This window comes from Oceanobacillus iheyensis HTE831 (assembly GCF_000011245.1).
Lineage (GTDB): Bacteria > Bacillota > Bacilli > Bacillales > Amphibacillaceae > Oceanobacillus > Oceanobacillus iheyensis.
The window spans coordinates 2,761,787-2,777,908 of the sequence record NC_004193.1; the positions used below are offsets into that span (position 1 = coordinate 2,761,787).

The following is a 16,122-nucleotide window of genomic DNA, read 5'->3' on the forward strand; positions in this document are numbered from 1 at the left end:
AAATAAAGAAGTTCGACCAGTCGAACCACCCCTTGAAAACCAGGGGCGCAGGACATACGGTGATAAACGGGCGCTTGCGCTTTTGTTCTAAACAATTATAGTACGTGTTCAAAAAGGAGGACAAAAGGACCAAGAAGTTCAAGGCGGCGTAGCTCGTAGCTTTGAGAACCGAACTTTTTGAACAATCTCTTATAGTTGAACATTTTTCTGTCACATTTATCTTTTACACACCTATATAGAATGCTACTTAGGTGACAATCCTTACATCGCTTCGATAGAATAGGTATGTCGAATATACTCGAAGATTAATAGGAGGTACATTCCTTTGACGATAGAAAAAGTTTCTCAAGAAGCGAAGTTGTTTTTAACACAATACTTTAATGAAACAGATAAACCATATGAGTACTTAACCCAACGAATTGCTCAAGTTAACTCTGAGATAGATCAAAAAGGATATTATACACAAACGTACGATGAGATAGTCTATGGCGCTAAGTTAGCATGGAGAAATTCCAACCGATGTATTGGTAGACTTTTTTGGGAACGGATAGAAGTCGCTGATGCCCGAAAAGCTGACACTTACGAGGAAGTTTTCGACTACCTTCTCAGCCATATACAATTATCGTTCAACCATGGTAGAATCAAGCCATATATTACTATCTTCCGTCCACAACAAGAAAAGAAAAACATCATAAAAATTTGGAATCATCAACTATTAAGGTATGCAGGTTATCAAACGGAGGAGGGTATCATCGGAGATTCAGATTCCATCCAATTCACAAAAATTTGTGAAGGTTTAGGTTGGAAAGGCGCACGCACAAATTTCGATATCTTACCACTCGTTGTACAAATTGGAGACAACCATCCTCAATGGATGGAAATCCCAGATGACATAATTCCAGAAATACCTATCGAGCATCCAGATTATCCAGAAATCGCTTCGTTAAATTTAAAATGGTATGCTATTCCAATCATATCTGATATGCGTTTAGAGATTGGTGGACTCGATTATATTGCAGCTCCATTCAATGGATGGTATATGGGAACAGAAATAGGTGCAAGGAATTTTGCCGATGAGTATCGATATAATATGTTACCAAAGGTCGCTGAAAAGATGAACATAAATACAAAACATGAAAGTAATCTTTGGAGAGATCGAGCATTAGTAGAATTAAATGCCGCAGTTCTATATTCATTTAAAAAGCAAGGTATTACAATTACAGACCATCACACTGCAGCAAAACAATTCGAAGTTTTCGAGAAGCATGAGGCGGCAAAAGGTCGGGATGTCACAGGTAAGTGGACTTGGCTTATACCACCTGTCTCTCCTGCAACAACACATATATGGCATAAACCTTATACTAATGATATTTTAACACCTAATTTTTTTTATCAAGATAAATCTTATCAACCATTATCTTGTCCTTTTCATTAATAATTTGTCCATGAGGGATAAATCTAAAGCTTTTGGAGGAATTTGTTAGAATGAACCTTTCATCAATTTTATTATGGGGAATGTTATCCATTTTACCAGGTATAAATAATGCCGATATTTGGGAGCACATAACGAAACCTTTCCAACTCATACATGAAATACAAGAAGAACAGCCCGTTCATGAGCAATCTATCGTTGTTGATAGTCATATTGATACAATGATGAATGTTCTTGACGAGAATACCTGGCTTCCAACTCTCGATATTGCAGAATCAACATCTCTTCATATCGATATGCAAAAATTAAAAGAAAGTGGTATAGATGTAGGCTATTTTGCTGCATTCACAACAGATTACGGCTATACAGAAAGAAACTTAAGTAGAACATTGGCTTTAATAAATGCTTTATACTGGACTGCAGAAAACAATCAAAAATCCATGACAATTTCAACTTCCTTAGATGAAATTAAAGATACACTTGCTAATGACAAAATTGCAATCGTACCTACTATAGAAGGCGGCTATTCTTTTTCACAAGAAAATAGTATAGAACTTGTGCAACAATATAAGGATCTTGGAATAAAAGCAATCGGTTTTAATTGGAACTACTCAAATATACTTGGTGAAGGGGCAGATGAAGTTTATTTAGATGGCAGGTCTTCTTCAGGAGGATTAACGACAACCGGTGAAGAACTCGTTCAAGAAATGAATCGATTAGGAATGATTGTAGATGTTTCTCATATGTCTAGAGATACATTTTGGGATGTCATCGAAACAACAGAAGCCCCCATTATGGCAACACACTCTGGTGTGGAAGAATTGAGAAGTCATCAAAGAAACCTTACTGATGAGCAGCTACAAGCAATCAAAGAAAATAATGGCGTGGTTGGTATTGTGTTTTATCCCGTATTCTTATCTGAAAATAATCAAGCTACAATCAATGATATTGTAGACCACATCGATTATGTCGTCGATTTAATTGGAATAGACCATGTTGCGATTGGATCTGACTTTGATGGAGCTGACCTTCCTTCCGATATGAAAGATAGTACGGACCTTCCACTTCTGACCAAAGAATTGGAAAATAGAGGATATTCAGATGAGGATATTCGAAAAATTCTTGGAGAAAATTCCTTAAGAGTAATGAAAGAAGCTGAAGAAATTTCAGAAGTTGAAAATGCTTCATCAAGCTCAACTGCTAAGATTGTTCCTGAATATCAAATGGGAGATCACATAAAATCTTCAACTCCTACTTTCAAAGCAACTATCGAGAAGGATGATTCAGCTCAAGTCGAAGATGTTACTATGATTATTGATGGACAGAAATATAACGCAGAGTATGACGAAAACTCTTTAGAGGTTTCTCATACAGTTAAGGAAAAATTGACGGAATATTACCATGTCGTCACCTTTGAAGTCTTATTAGATAATGGAGATACTATCCGAGATACTGCGATAGTATATTTAAATAATTAACTAATTGAGTCAATTTCATAATTGCTAAATCCAGTCTAAAAAGCGAACGTTCTAGATATTATTATATTTAATGTTCGGATTATAGCAACAACTTGGCTTTGATTGTAATGGGAGACTCCTGCAGGAACCACACGATCTAAAAACCGGTGCCTACGGAAAGCGCCGTCTGCAATGAAAATCAAACAACGCATACGGATTTTACATCAATTATATTAAGAACGAGCTCTGGATGAACATAAGATTCCATCCTAAAGCTCGTTCTTTTACTTTATTCAAAAATAATCGTCTTGTTTCCATGCACAAGAATACGATCTTCTAAATGCCATTTTACAGCTCGTGCAAGAACACGTCTCTCAATTGATTGCCCGATTTTCTTTAAATCTGCTGCATCTTGTTCATGATTGACACGATCAATATCTTGTTCAATAATCGGCCCTTCATCTAAATCATTTGTTACATAATGTGAAGTTGCACCAATCATTTTGACCCCTCGATCATATGCACGTTCATACGGTTTTGCTCCAATAAAAGCAGGTAAAAATGAATGATGAATATTTATAATTTTACTCTCATATTTTTCTACAAAATGAGGGCTCAATATTTGCATATATCTTGCTAATATAATCAGCTCGATATCATATTTTTTGAGGATTTGATTTTGTTTTTCCTCTGCTTCTTTTTTTTGTTCTTTCGTAACTGGAATATGATAAAAAGGAATTCCAACAGCTTCAACCATTTCCCTTGCAGTTTCATGATTACTAATTACTACTTTAATATTTGCTAATAAATCTCCACTTTGCCATTCCCATAACAATTCAAGTAAGCAATGAGGTTCTTTCGAAACAAAGATAGCTACATTTTTAAGCTCGCTCATCATAGCAATTCGCCATTCCATATCCATATGTTCAGCTACAATTTGAAACTTTTCCTTTAACTGCCCTACTTGTTCAGATAAACCTTTGATTTCAAATTCTAAGCGCATAAAAAATTGTCCACCCTCTGGATCAACAGTATATTGATTTGAAGCTACAATATTAGCTCCTTGTTCATGTAAAAATGTTGAAACTGCAGCGACAATTCCTTGTTTGTCTGGACATTTTATCAATAGTCGAGCTCTATCTTTATACCTTTCTTGAAATACATCTAATTTATTTTCTGAATATCGGTACATATAAATCACAACTTTCTCTCGTCTTTTATTTACCCGCATGTAACGAATATGAATATCACACTGAAATAGTTTTACTTTATAGTACTTTAAAGTACGAAAGAGCTCTCAGTCAAGTTATGACGTTATACCATATCTTTGTAAACCATAATAATACCATTACCTCTGATGAATTTACTATGTCTCTCCAACTTTCGCCCATCCTAAATGATTATGCTTTGCATAAAGTATAGATAGAACATCCAGAATAGGGGGTATTGAAATGACTTCAGACAATAATTCATCTGATCCGAACAAGAAAAAATTATTACCTGAGAACTGGGATATTGATTTTAAGCCACTTCATCAATTCATGGATCGTATGGACTCTTTATTCAATCATTCATTTAAGCAAATAAATGGTCATGTATTTCATCCCTTTTTTGTAGAGACCGTTGAAACTGATCAAGCTATGATTATTAAAGCGGAGTTACCAGGATATACAAGAGAGCAAATTGAATTAGAACTCATTGGCAATCGTATAAAAATAGTTGCCGAAAGCAGTATATCCGATGAGCTACAATCCGATTCATTCTCTAAAAAGGAATCATCCATTGAAAAAAAAGAAAGAATCATCACCATTCCTTTTAACATTCCTAAAAAGGAAACAACCGCAAATTTAGAAAATGGAATTTTAATTATTACGGTACCTAAATTGAATACGAACCGACATTATTTAGATATTGAATAAGACTCCCCGTTTAGTAACGTAGCGCATGCGTCTCGTTTTTTTAGGGTAGGGTAAAACAGTTAAACTCAATTATAACTCTCAGTAAAAAACAGAGGCTACGTCCATTTCAACGTAACCTCTGTCTCTTTATTAATTATTTTAATTTCTTCATTACACCACTTATTAATGGACTGACATTTTGGTATACATCCTGTAATTGACCAGCTGTCGTCATTAGCTTCCCGTAATCCCATTCACCTTTTTCATCTTGAAACATCGTTTTCACATGATTAGCAGTGCCTTGTATTTGACTATACTTATGGGATTGACCTGGTAAATACTTATTTTGTGGAGATAATCCCAAACCTCTCCTTCTTGTTACAGGCGGTTGAGGTCTACGTGGACGCGGTCTTGGTCCAGGCCCAAAAAATGGTCTTTCTGAACGTCGATCAAACATTATAGAGTTTACCCTCCTCCGATACTTTGCTATAACTTATGCATTTATCTTTTGATGGAAAGGGCAATCCGTCTATCTACACGTAAAAAATACCTCTTTATTATTCTCTTATTAAGCGAGTCCAATTTGTTTTCTTGCAGCTTCCATTACACTAGCTACATGAACGGAATGTTCTAATAACGCATCTCTTGTATGATAATCTTCGTTTTTAATGATCTCTTGAAAACGTCTAAATTCATACGTTAATCTAGGATCATCTTGTTGAATGGAAATAATAACTTCTTCTTCATCTTTTTTCTTCATCGTTACTTGTTGAACTCCATTGGTTCCTTGAGAAACATAGAGATATCCTTCTTCACCTTGAATCATGGCAAAATTAACACCAGTCGTATCCTTCGCCCCTACGCAACTAGCTTGAAATGTCGGATAGGATAACACAGCTACTCCAGATGTATCTATACCATTGCTATATAGATTCGCTGCATAGTTAACTTCCTCTGGTCTGCCGAATAAGTTGAGCACAAAATGAAGATTATAAATGTTGATATCTGCTAGCGCACCTCCAGCAAATTTAGGGTCAAATATATTCGTAACCTCCCCATTTTTTAGTTGATCATATCGACTAGAATACTGACTATAATTACATTGCACCAACTTAATTGGTCCGAGATGGTCCATATGTTCTTTAATTAGCTGGAAGTTTGGCAAATGTAATGTTGGAATAGCTTCAAAGAGAAATAATTCTTTCTCTTTTGCAAGATTGAATAATGCCTTAGCTTCATCTTGAGATGAAGTAAATGGTTTTTCACATATGACATTTTTTCCAAATTCCATTGCAAGACGAGCTTGTTCAGCATGTAAACTATTAGGTGAAGCAATATAAACAGTATCAACCTCATCGTCATTTAACATTTCCTCTAAATCGGTAAATGTCTTTGTAATATCATAACGATCTGCCAGGTGCTGTGCTTTTTCTCTAGTCCGTGAAAAAGCAGCAACACATTGCACATCTTGTAACGGTTCTATTGCTTGTAGCATTTCCTCTACAATTTTCCCAGATCCAATCGTTGCTATATTCATTTCAATCATCCCTTCTTCGTATGTTAATTCGGTATCACCTACATTGTAATCCAAATAACTACAAAGCTGTAGTCTTTTTACCTAAACATTCTTCTTCACCATACTTTTTACATTCTTTTCACTTACAGGACCTATGATTGATTAGCTACCTTGCATCATATTTTTGATTGTCTTAGCAACTAGTTCTGGGTTATCTTGTCCAGTAATTGCACTGCCGATAATAACAATATCTGGTTTGTGTTGTGTAATTTCTGGTAATGTTTTCAGATTAATTCCTCCGGCAACTGCTACCTTTACAGGAACTCCCTCGATCAACGAAAATAAATCAGTATGAAAAACCCCTTCTGTTTGTTTATCTTTTCCTACATGGAGACTCACTAATTCTACACCAATTAATGATAGCTCTCTTACTCGATCAGCAGATTGAATTTCTAACAAATCGACCATCATCTGTCCATCCATTTCTTTCGCAACTTGTAGCGTTTCTTTAATGATAGGATTAGCTGCGAACCCCATTAGAATCGTTTTATCAGGATATAAATCTCTTATTTCTTTTATAATAGAGACTCCATATTCTTTTATTACCCCAGTTCCAACTTCGATAATATCAACATATTGTTTCACACTTTCTAATATACGAATACTTTCTCCACGTGTTAGTCGATCCAATGCTAATTGTAATTTCATAAATTCTCACCTCAATTACCGCTCTATTCTCTCTATTTCTCCTAGTCGTTCTTGGACATCTTCATAATACGGTAGTCCTTCATTATCACCTGTAATACCAACGACCATCGATCCTATTGTATTTCCAAATGTAAGTGTCCGCTCTAAAGACCAGTCATGAAGATAGCCATAAAGAATTCCAGCATTAAATCCATCTCCTGCACCTACCGTATCCACGACTTTGCTAGCTTTAACTGGAGCTGCCTTCATCGTTTCACCTTGAGAATACCCTACTGAACCGTTTTCACCTTGCTTAATCGCTACATACGGGATTCCTAATTCTTTACACGTTTCGATAATGTCTACTGGATCCCGTTTTCCAATAATAATGTCCATTTCCTCATCACCAGCTAGTAGAATATCAACATCTGGCAGTATTTCTAACAATACCTTACGCGCTTGCTCCTTCGACCACATTTTTAAGCGAATATTTGGGTCAAAGGATATTTTAACTCCATGCTTCTTTGCTAAATGTATTGCCTGCTTCCATACTTTTAATGCTCCCTCTCCAATAGCAGGGAATATTCCAGTTAGGTGAAGAATTTTTGCATTTTTAAAGTACGATTCATTTAGAACATCCGGTGTCATGGATAACGTAGGCGATTTATCACGATAATAAAATGTTCTTACACTACCGTCTTCCATAATTTCTTTAAAATTAATTGATGTCGGATAATGATCAATAAAATCTATTTCTGATGCATCAATGCCTTCCCCTCTTACAAAATTACGAATAGATTTCCCAAATTCATCATTACCAAGCCTGGTTATATAACCAGTATCCAGGCCTAATCGAGCGCATCCGATCGCCAAGTTCAACTCTGCTCCACCAATTGTCTTATGAAATCCATTTACAAATTTCATCGGTCCAGTAGATGCTGGGTTAAATACTACCATTGCCTCTCCTAACGTTATAATATCTTTCATATAGACCCCTCCCAATTAACTTTTATTTTTCCAATATGGATAACTCACCGTTATCTGCAACAATTGCTTTATCTACCATATTTATAAAAATCCCAGTTTCGATTACACCTACAATTTGTTTTAATGATCGATGTAATGCTTCTGCATCATCGATTTCTTTAAAATCACAATCAATAATATAGTTCTGATTGTCCGAGACAAAAATGTCTTCTTCCACCATCCGCAAATTGGTCTGACATCCAAATTGTTGCAGCCTTTGTTCGGTAGCCTGCCATCCAAATGGTACTACTTCAACTGGTACTGGGAACGATCCTAGCTTCTTTATTTTCTTTTTACCACTAGCAATTACGATAAAGGTTTCAGCAACCAAATCGATCATTTTTTCTCTTACTAGTGAGCCGCCCCCACCTTTAACTAAATACAGCTGGTCATCGATCTCATCTGTTCCGTCAATTGCAATATCAACGTTTTGATAAGTAGCAAAAGTAGTTAAAGGGATTCCAAGCTCCGTTGCTAATCGCTCTGATTTTTTCGACGCAGGTATCCCTACTACTTGTAATCTCTCTTTTCTCATTCTAGCTGCTAAACAATAGAGAAATTCATTTACGGTTGATCCAGAACCAATTCCAATAACCATACCATCTTTGATATACCTTACCGCTTCTTGTGCTGCAATTTGTTTATCACTGTATTCCACTATAATCGTTCCTTTCTACTAATTAGAATAAGCTAGGATTAATAAGTTTCGGAATATAGAATGCGATATTCGGGAAAAACGCAATAAATAACAGGACTACTATAACGATCGCAATATAAGGCATGACTGCTATAAAAGAGCGTTCCGTCGACATATTCCCAATTTTCGCAGCCAACAATAAACATAATCCATATGGTGGTGTAATTAATCCAATTGCTAACGTAATGACGACAATTAATCCCAAGTGTACGGGATCCATTCCAAATTCCAATGCAGTAGGTAAAATAACAGGAACAAATAAAATCATTGCTGGTATTGCATCCATAAATGTCCCTACAAATAAGAAGAAAACGATAATAATTACTATAAATAACCACTCTGCCCCAATATTATTCGCAAAAAATTCTTGAGCCATTGTTCCTAATTGGTAATAGCTCATTAACTCACCTAATGCACTCGCAGCTGCTAAAGCAAATAAGGATAACGAGCTAAGTGCTAGTGTATCGAATAATATCTTTGGAAAATCTTTGAGTTTCAAAGTTTTATAGTAAAACATGCAAATAATAATCGTATAAAGTGATGCTACCGCAGCTGCTTCTGTTGCTGTAAAAAATCCGGTGATAATTCCACCAATAATGATTACCGGAGTAAGCAATGCTGGAATCGCTTCCAATAACAATTTTAAAAATACTTTAAATTCCACTTTTGCATCTTTCGGATAGTTTCTCTTCAATGCAATGATGTAAATAAGAACCATCATTCCAACACCAATTAGAATACCAGGGATAATTCCTCCTAAAAATAAAGCACCGATAGAAGCATTCGTAAGACCAGCAAAAATAATCATCGGAATACTTGGGGGAATAACAACGCCAACTGTCGAGGATGCTGCAGTAACCCCTACTGCCGTTTCTTTATCATAGCCCTTTCGTAACATACTCGGTATTAAAACTTTCCCTACACCAGCAGTATCCGCTTGTGCTGCTCCAGAAACACCAGCAAACATCATAGACACCAATACATTTGCATGAGCAAGCCCTCCACGTATTGGCCCAACAATAGCTAATGCTAACTCAATCAGCTTCTCTGAGATTTTACCTGAATTCATTAAGTTTGCTGCTAGAATGAATAAAGGAACAGCTAATAAGACAAAGGAATCAAGACCATTCACCATTTTCATTGCTACTGTAGCTTCTGGTGTATAAGGAATTCCACTGATCCCAAGTAAAGCAACTATTCCAATAACAAACGCAATTGGTACACCTATAACCATTAATACTAAGAAGATGGCTAATAATAGAAATCCCATTATTCAAATACCTCCTTAGCTTTAATTACACGAATGTGCTCTACAAAATGAGAGATAGTGTATATAAGCATGGTAGCAGCCATTACTGGAATTACTAACCAAACATAGCCCATTTTCATTTGTGGTATGGACGACCATGTATAATTCCAAAACTCGCTTACTACTTGAACTCCTAATAAGAAAATACATATATTAAATATGAAAAGGATTGCATCATTAAATATACTAAGATAAGCTCTTTTTTTGCCTTTCAGCTTTTGAACGAGAAAGTCAAAATTAAAATGCTCTCTACGATTTACCATAACTGCTGCTCCCATAAATACAGCCCAAATAAATGAATAATTAGCCGCCTCTTCTGTCCAAATCACTGAAATGCCTAGATGTCGAGTAACGATTTGTAATACAATAATTCCAAAAAACATACAGAGAAAAATAACACCAATGGTGATTTGTATTTTCTCGATAACATTTGTAATCTTCTTCATAATGCTCCCTCTCCTTTCGTTATTCTTCTAATTCTCGAATCTGTTGAAGCAGTCCTTCTACTTCAATTTCTTTAGCAAATTCATTTAAAATTGGTGTTGCTATATCAATGAAAGGCTGACGATCAATTTCATTCACTTCTGCACCATCTGCAATTGCTTTTTCCTTATATTCTTCATCTTGTTTCATTGTTGCCTCTCGTTCGGCTACTACAGATGCTTGTGCAGCTTGAGAGATAATTTCTTGTTGTTCCTTCGTATAATTATCGAACTTCTCGCCATTTGTTAATAAGAAACGAGTCGTGTAATCATGTGCTGTTTCTGTTATATACTTTCCATTACTTGTTGTGTGATGGGCTTGTTGAACGAAAAACGGATAAGCATTCTCTGAAGAATCTACGACATCCTGTTGTAGACCCTGATATAGCTCACCCCAAGCTATTCCAGATGGAATTGCGCCTGTAGCCTTCCAGAAATCAGAAATTACTCCTGAAGTTTGTGTACGCAAGGATACGCCTTCTAAGTCTTCTACTGATTCAATGGGTTTCTTTCCATAATAATGTCTTACACCTGCGGACCAATAGCCTAGTAGTTTAAATGAATTATCTGATTTTTCATTAATGATTTGTGCCATCTCTTGTCCAACTTCTCCATCAACTGCCGCTAACCAATGTTCGTAACTATTAAATAGATATGGCGCTGAGAATAAATCTACTTCCCGAATTCCTGTTTGTGTCATAAACCCAGGAGATGCTAATACGACATCCGCTGCTCCTAGCTGAAGCTTCTCTACTAATTCTGATTCTTCCGTTCCAATTGTACCTGCATGCACTTCTACTTCCATTTTTCCATCAGATTCTTCTTCCACTACTTCTTTAAACTTGAGTAGTCCCACTTGATATGGATTATCGGGTGAAGTCTGGTTATGAGCAGCAATAATTTTGATTTTACCGTCTTTTTCTGCATCAACTTCATCTGTATTGCAAGCAGAAAGTACAAAAGCTATTAAACTGATAACCAACATTATGAAAGCGATTTTATTTTTTCTCATAAAATGTTCCTCCCTCTTGGTGTTTTAGCAATTGTTTTTCTAAACTTCTTTTGCGCTTTGAATATATTGTTTCGCACGTTCTGTTAGTTCATCATAATCTTCTTTTGTTTGCAGTAACGGAGCATTTACTAAGCTACTTCCTGTTCCAACAGCAAAACTTCCTGCTTTCAAATAATCACCGATATTATCCAAGGTAATTCCACCAGTTACCATCGCTTTCACATGTGGTAATGGCCCACGAATATTTTTCACATAGTTTGGACCGACTGCATCGATAGGAAAAATTTTCACCATTCTCGCACCATGCTCATAGGCAGTTAATACTTCAGTCGGTGTAAATACACCAGGAATATGTTCTACACCATACCGTTGACACATTTCTACTGTTTTTATATTTAATGTTGGAGATACGATAAACGTTGCTCCAGCTAAAATTAATGTTCTCGCAGTCTCTGGATCTAGTACTGTACCAGCACCAACTTGAATTTTTTCATTTACGTTTTGAACTGCTGTTTTAATTACATTTTCTACATTTGGGGTTTCAGCTGTTATTTCAACATGATGAATCCCACCTTTTGCTAACGCTTCCAAAATAGGTACAATATTATCCGAATTTGCTTTTCGGATAACTGCTACTACTTTTTCTTCTTGAATACCTTCTATTACTGACATAAATAATCCCACCTTATTCTAAATTAGTATGTTTTTGGTTTAGACTTTCCACAGTACGGTTAGCTGGATACGTATCTAATAAATACACCACGATGGCATCTAATAATAGATGCGCCGATTGATCAAATTGACTACCCAGTGGTTGAATTGTCTCTGGTTCCTGCGGCAAACGCTTTTTAGTGGCAGCAGGGACACGTACGATATACGTACTTTGAGAGCCAATTGCCGATTCTTTGTTTGTGGTTACTAAAGCTACTTTCGCATCAATTTCCTTTGCTTTTTTTGCATAGTTTAATAATGAAGATGTTCCCCCTGATCCAGAAATTAATATCAGTAAATCATTTGATTCAAGACTAGGTGTATTTGTTTCTCCAACAATATAAATCTGATAGCCACTATGCATAAGGCGCATACCAAACATCTTTCCAACTAACCCAGAGCGTCCGGTACCCGCAATAAATACGCGGGATGCTTGTTGGATACCTTCCGCTAATTCAATTAGTTCAGCTTCATTAACTTGTCCAAGTACTTCCTGAATTTCTTTAGCGATAGTATTTACTTTTTGTTTCATCATCCTTATCTTTCCTTTCTGTTCAACACGATTTTCTCCGATTCACCATTGGTTCGAAACGGAAGGTTTCCATTGTACTTCTATCTTGTGGATTTTTGATTTGTGTAAATAATAGTTCAGCTGCTTTCTTTCCCATTTCAAAAGCTGGCTGTGAAATTGTTGTTAATGCTGGCTGATAAAATTCTGCAAACGAGACATCATCAACATTTACTAATGCTACATCTTCTGGAATTCGGATATGTTGATGATTCATAAATGTTAATACTTCGTGTAAAACTCGATCATTTATCGCAAAAATGGCATCAGGGGCTTTAGTTAACTGAAAAAGCTCCGTCAGCTTTTTTTGAATTTCACTAATTTCACCACAAGCAATATATTCATCAGGCAATGATACCCCATGTTTAGCTAGTTCATTTTTAAAACCAATTAATCTTTCCATTCTTGGTGTCAAATTTTCTTTTAAAGGTGGAGTTACGATGGCTGGTCGTTGATAATCTTTTAGTAAATCGACTGCTAGTGTTGCAGCTTTATCGTTATCGAGTAATACAGTAGGTATATCTAATCCATCTACCAATCTATCCATAAATACGAGTGGATATTGTTCCTCTAAAAGACCTTGATAAAGCGCAACATTGTCACCGGTTGGAAAAGCAATGATTCCGTCTACTTGTTTTGCCCGAAGCATATCAATATAGGTTTTCTCTTTATCAGGATTGTCGTCTGCATTACATACAATGACATGAAATCCTTTCTCATGGCAGAAATCTTCTATTGCTCGGATGACCTGTGTGGAAAATACATGAAGAATATTTGCCACAATAACCCCAATGGTAGTCGAGGATTTTTGTTTCAAACTTCTGGCCACCATGTTGGGACTATACTTTAACTCTTTGATTGCGGACTGAATTTTTTCTTTTGTTTTCTGTCCCATATAATCATAACGTCCGTTCAAATACTGTGATACTGTGCTTTTTGAAACGCCTGCATGTATCGCAACATCTGAGATTGTGATTCTTTTTGTCATAATATACCCCTTCTATCTCTATAACTAAAACGGTTTAGTAAATCGATTTAGTAACAGTATAAAATAAATGTAACCGTTTTACAATACTAATTTTTGGATGACAGTTTTGGATTATTCTTTTGAAATGAGATATTGCACTATCCCAAATACAAATATAAAAAGAGGCTGAGACAAAAGTATTTAATCAAAAGACAAATCCAAAATTATTGGACTATAAAAACCCGCTTCAGAAATATACAGCGCTTATCCTAAGGCGGCTGGCGAGCCTCGGATGCTTATGCATCGGGGTCTCCCCTAGGCCTTGCTTCCATAGGACAAGGAAGACTGCGACAGCATTACATCGCACGCAGAAAATCGTTTTTTTGATTTTCAAGGAGTCTCCGTATATTTCTTACGCTTATTCTAGCTTTCATTCGTCTTTTGACTAGCACTTTTTGTTATGTCCCAGCCAACTTTTATTAATTACCATCCGTATGGTGGATAGTATCCATACGGGGGATATGGGGGATATGGAGGGTAGTAATAAGGTGCTGATAATAATTCACCTGCTAATAAACCTCCTGCTAATCCCCCTATAAATGGCGCTCCGCCAAATCCAAAAAATGGCCCTCCAAATCCTCCGTGAAAACCATGTCCCCCATGAAAACCTGGTCCATGAAAGCCTCCACCATGAGGTCTTGACTCTATATACGTTTCATAAGGTTCCACATAATCGTTTTGATCAAATTGATAGTTATTCAATTTGTAATCCCTCTTTCCTCCAAAATATATATCTTTCTAATATATTCTATGCAAATGTCTATATTTTGGATGGGCGAATTTTGATTACAAATCCAATGTACCAACGAGCAAAGGTAATATTAAATATTTATTTAGGAATATGGGAATTGGCGTTTTGTATGTTGAATAGAAATCCATTTTGTTGTTGTAAATGCTTCTAAACTCCACTCTCCATTTAGACGACCTACGCCGGAATTTTTCACTCCTCCAAATGCTACATTTGGCTCGTCATTAATTGTTCCATCATTAATATGGATCATACCTGACTCTAATTGTTTTGCCACTTCTGCACCACGATTAACATCGCTTGTATGCACGGCACCACTAAGACCATATGAACTAGCATTTGCATAAGCAATGGCTTGCTCTTCTGATGATACTTTCATAATCGCGACAACTGGCGCAAAGAATTCTTCATTGGCAATTTGCATATCTGGAGTTACTTCTGTAAAGATGACAGGCTCTACTACATTACCATTTACCTGTCCTCTTACTAATGGATGTGCGCCTTCTTCCACCCCTTTTTCTATAAGGTTAACTGTATTTTGCACTTGACGCTCATTAATTAATGGACCGATGATCGTACTTGAATCTGCAGGGTCACCGCAAGTCAAAGTCTTAACTTTATCTGCATACTTCTGGACAAATTCATCATACACATCTTCATGAACAATAATTCGATTTGCTGACATACAAATTTGGCCTTGATGTGTAAATCTACTAAATACACCAGCACTTACTGCATAATCAACATCTGCATCTTCTAGTACGATTAATGCGCTGTTTCCACCTAGCTCTAGATGAACTTCTTTTAGATTACGAGAAGCAACTTCACCAATATGCTTCCCTACCTTTGTAGAACCGGTAAAGGAAATCGCAGCTGGAACGGGATGATCAACAAAACGATCACCAATTTCTGAAATCTCTGTTGTTACTACTTGAAGTACCCCTTTAGGAAGCCCAGCTTCTTCAAATATTTTTGCAATCATTGTCCCACCTGTAATTGCTGTATGTTCATGTGGTTTTAATACAACTGCATTACCAGTAGCTAAGGCAGGAGCAACAGATTTCATAGATAGGAAGAATGGGAAGTTAAATGGACTAATCACACCTACAACTCCAACTGGTACTCGATAAACACGATTTTCTTTCCCATCAATAGGTGAAGGTAAGATACTTCCGCTCATTCGCATTGGAAAAGAGGATGCTTCCTTAATCATATTTGTAACAAGTCCGATTTCAAATTCAGCCTTCAGACGGGTTCCGCCTATTTCTTGAATGATAATATCAACTATTTCTTCATGATTTTCTTCCATATAAGTAACAGCTTTGTCCATAATTCTTTGTACAGTAATCGGATTTTCCTTAGCCCAAGCTTTTTGTACTTCTTGTGCTGTTTCATACGCATCATCTAAATCTTGTAATGAAGCTGCACGGTAAGTAGCAATAACCTCTCCACTATATGGATTCGTATTTTGAATCGTAGCCTTTCCATTTCCATCTTTCCAAACACCATTGATATATTGGGAATCTAATTGACTATACATTGACATGATATT

General features: G+C 36.3%; 17 protein-coding genes. 3 read left to right on the top strand and 14 right to left on the bottom strand.

Going from position 1 to position 16,122, the window contains the following annotated elements; translation table 11 throughout:
- Positions 1–325 precede the first annotated feature (325 nt).
- Both OB_RS13765 and OB_RS13770 read left to right on the top strand, forming a co-directional pair.
- Positions 326–1,435 carry a nitric oxide synthase oxygenase gene (locus OB_RS13765; RefSeq protein ID WP_011067085.1) on the top strand — a complete coding sequence of 370 codons (1,110 nt, stop codon included), beginning with the start codon at positions 326–328 and terminating at the stop codon, positions 1,433–1,435.
- A gap of 50 nt (positions 1,436–1,485) precedes the next feature.
- The gene (locus OB_RS13770; protein ID WP_011067086.1) at positions 1,486–2,910 is read left to right on the top strand and encodes a dipeptidase; all 1,425 of its coding nucleotides are present in this window, start codon (positions 1,486–1,488) and stop codon (positions 2,908–2,910) included.
- Positions 2,911–3,178: 268 nt separating this feature from the next.
- Here OB_RS13770 and purU read toward each other — a convergent pair whose 3' ends face one another.
- Positions 3,179–4,081, bottom strand: coding sequence for a formyltetrahydrofolate deformylase (purU, locus tag OB_RS13775; RefSeq protein WP_011067087.1), 903 nt, complete (start codon positions 4,079–4,081; stop codon positions 3,179–3,181).
- A gap of 259 nt (positions 4,082–4,340) precedes the next feature.
- Between purU and OB_RS13780 the strand changes: the two genes are divergently transcribed.
- Positions 4,341–4,808, top strand: a complete 468-nt coding sequence (locus tag OB_RS13780) for an Hsp20/alpha crystallin family protein (RefSeq protein ID WP_011067088.1) — start codon at positions 4,341–4,343, stop codon at positions 4,806–4,808.
- A 133-nt stretch (positions 4,809–4,941) separates the two neighbouring features.
- On the opposite strand, the gene OB_RS13785 is transcribed toward OB_RS13780, so the two are convergent.
- From OB_RS13785 to OB_RS13845, 13 genes are all read right to left on the bottom strand, one after another.
- Positions 4,942–5,244, bottom strand: a complete 303-nt coding sequence (locus OB_RS13785; protein ID WP_011067089.1) for a YppG family protein — start codon at positions 5,242–5,244, stop codon at positions 4,942–4,944.
- A gap of 111 nt (positions 5,245–5,355) precedes the next feature.
- Positions 5,356–6,324, bottom strand: coding sequence for a Gfo/Idh/MocA family protein (locus OB_RS13790; protein WP_011067090.1), 969 nt, complete (start codon positions 6,322–6,324; stop codon positions 5,356–5,358).
- Between the two features lie 141 nt (positions 6,325–6,465).
- On the bottom strand, positions 6,466–7,011 hold the full coding sequence (locus tag OB_RS13795; RefSeq protein ID WP_011067091.1) for an orotidine 5'-phosphate decarboxylase / HUMPS family protein: 546 nt from the start codon (positions 7,009–7,011) through the stop codon (positions 6,466–6,468).
- Between the two features lie 15 nt (positions 7,012–7,026).
- Complete coding sequence (locus OB_RS13800) at positions 7,027–7,977, bottom strand: sugar kinase (protein WP_011067092.1); 951 nt, start codon at positions 7,975–7,977, stop codon at positions 7,027–7,029.
- Between the two features lie 22 nt (positions 7,978–7,999).
- A complete protein-coding gene (gene rpiA, locus OB_RS13805) occupies positions 8,000–8,674 on the bottom strand; it encodes a ribose-5-phosphate isomerase RpiA (protein ID WP_011067093.1) in 675 nt (224 codons plus the stop codon).
- A 22-nt stretch (positions 8,675–8,696) separates the two neighbouring features.
- Positions 8,697–9,983: a TRAP transporter large permease gene (locus tag OB_RS13810; RefSeq protein ID WP_011067094.1), complete on the bottom strand. Its 1,287-nt coding sequence runs from the start codon at positions 9,981–9,983 to the stop codon at positions 8,697–8,699.
- Entirely contained in the window at positions 9,983–10,468 is a 486-nt protein-coding gene (locus tag OB_RS13815) for a TRAP transporter small permease (RefSeq protein WP_011067095.1), read from the bottom strand. Before OB_RS13815 ends, OB_RS13810 begins: the two co-directional genes overlap by 1 nt.
- A gap of 19 nt (positions 10,469–10,487) precedes the next feature.
- Positions 10,488–11,516, bottom strand: coding sequence for a TRAP transporter substrate-binding protein (locus tag OB_RS13820; protein WP_011067096.1), 1,029 nt, complete (start codon positions 11,514–11,516; stop codon positions 10,488–10,490).
- A 39-nt stretch (positions 11,517–11,555) separates the two neighbouring features.
- Positions 11,556–12,188, bottom strand: coding sequence for a bifunctional 4-hydroxy-2-oxoglutarate aldolase/2-dehydro-3-deoxy-phosphogluconate aldolase (locus OB_RS13825; RefSeq protein ID WP_011067097.1), 633 nt, complete (start codon positions 12,186–12,188; stop codon positions 11,556–11,558).
- A 13-nt stretch (positions 12,189–12,201) separates the two neighbouring features.
- A complete protein-coding gene (hxlB, locus tag OB_RS13830; protein ID WP_231846953.1) occupies positions 12,202–12,762 on the bottom strand; it encodes a 6-phospho-3-hexuloisomerase in 561 nt (186 codons plus the stop codon).
- Positions 12,763–12,781: 19 nt separating this feature from the next.
- The gene (locus OB_RS13835; protein ID WP_011067099.1) at positions 12,782–13,783 is read right to left on the bottom strand and encodes a LacI family DNA-binding transcriptional regulator; all 1,002 of its coding nucleotides are present in this window, start codon (positions 13,781–13,783) and stop codon (positions 12,782–12,784) included.
- 462 nt (positions 13,784–14,245) lie between these two features.
- On the bottom strand, positions 14,246–14,524 hold the full coding sequence (locus OB_RS13840) for a hypothetical protein (RefSeq protein WP_011067100.1): 279 nt from the start codon (positions 14,522–14,524) through the stop codon (positions 14,246–14,248).
- 131 nt (positions 14,525–14,655) lie between these two features.
- On the bottom strand, positions 14,656–16,116 hold the full coding sequence (locus tag OB_RS13845; protein ID WP_011067101.1) for an aldehyde dehydrogenase family protein: 1,461 nt from the start codon (positions 16,114–16,116) through the stop codon (positions 14,656–14,658).
- Positions 16,117–16,122: the final 6 nt, after the last annotated feature.

What these genes read in the sequence shown, in the direction of transcription:
- OB_RS13770 (WP_011067086.1), top strand. Translation starts at nt 1,486, where the DNA reads ATGAACCTTTCATCAATTTTATTATGGGGAATGTTATCCATTTTACCA.
- purU (WP_011067087.1), bottom strand. Translation starts at nt 4,081, where the DNA reads ATGTACCGATATTCAGAAAATAAATTAGATGTATTTCAAGAAAGGTAT.
- OB_RS13780 (WP_011067088.1), top strand. Translation starts at nt 4,341, where the DNA reads ATGACTTCAGACAATAATTCATCTGATCCGAACAAGAAAAAATTATTA.
- OB_RS13785 (WP_011067089.1), bottom strand. Translation starts at nt 5,244, where the DNA reads ATGTTTGATCGACGTTCAGAAAGACCATTTTTTGGGCCTGGACCAAGA.
- OB_RS13790 (WP_011067090.1), bottom strand. Translation starts at nt 6,324, where the DNA reads ATGAATATAGCAACGATTGGATCTGGGAAAATTGTAGAGGAAATGCTA.
- OB_RS13795 (WP_011067091.1), bottom strand. Translation starts at nt 7,011, where the DNA reads ATGAAATTACAATTAGCATTGGATCGACTAACACGTGGAGAAAGTATT.
- OB_RS13800 (WP_011067092.1), bottom strand. Translation starts at nt 7,977, where the DNA reads ATGAAAGATATTATAACGTTAGGAGAGGCAATGGTAGTATTTAACCCA.
- OB_RS13810 (WP_011067094.1), bottom strand. Translation starts at nt 9,983, where the DNA reads ATGGGATTTCTATTATTAGCCATCTTCTTAGTATTAATGGTTATAGGT.
- OB_RS13815 (WP_011067095.1), bottom strand. Translation starts at nt 10,468, where the DNA reads ATGAAGAAGATTACAAATGTTATCGAGAAAATACAAATCACCATTGGT.
- OB_RS13820 (WP_011067096.1), bottom strand. Translation starts at nt 11,516, where the DNA reads ATGAGAAAAAATAAAATCGCTTTCATAATGTTGGTTATCAGTTTAATA.
- OB_RS13825 (WP_011067097.1), bottom strand. Translation starts at nt 12,188, where the DNA reads ATGTCAGTAATAGAAGGTATTCAAGAAGAAAAAGTAGTAGCAGTTATC.
- hxlB (WP_231846953.1), bottom strand. Translation starts at nt 12,762, where the DNA reads ATGATGAAACAAAAAGTAAATACTATCGCTAAAGAAATTCAGGAAGTA.
- OB_RS13835 (WP_011067099.1), bottom strand. Translation starts at nt 13,783, where the DNA reads ATGACAAAAAGAATCACAATCTCAGATGTTGCGATACATGCAGGCGTT.
- OB_RS13845 (WP_011067101.1), bottom strand. Translation starts at nt 16,116, where the DNA reads ATGTCAATGTATAGTCAATTAGATTCCCAATATATCAATGGTGTTTGG.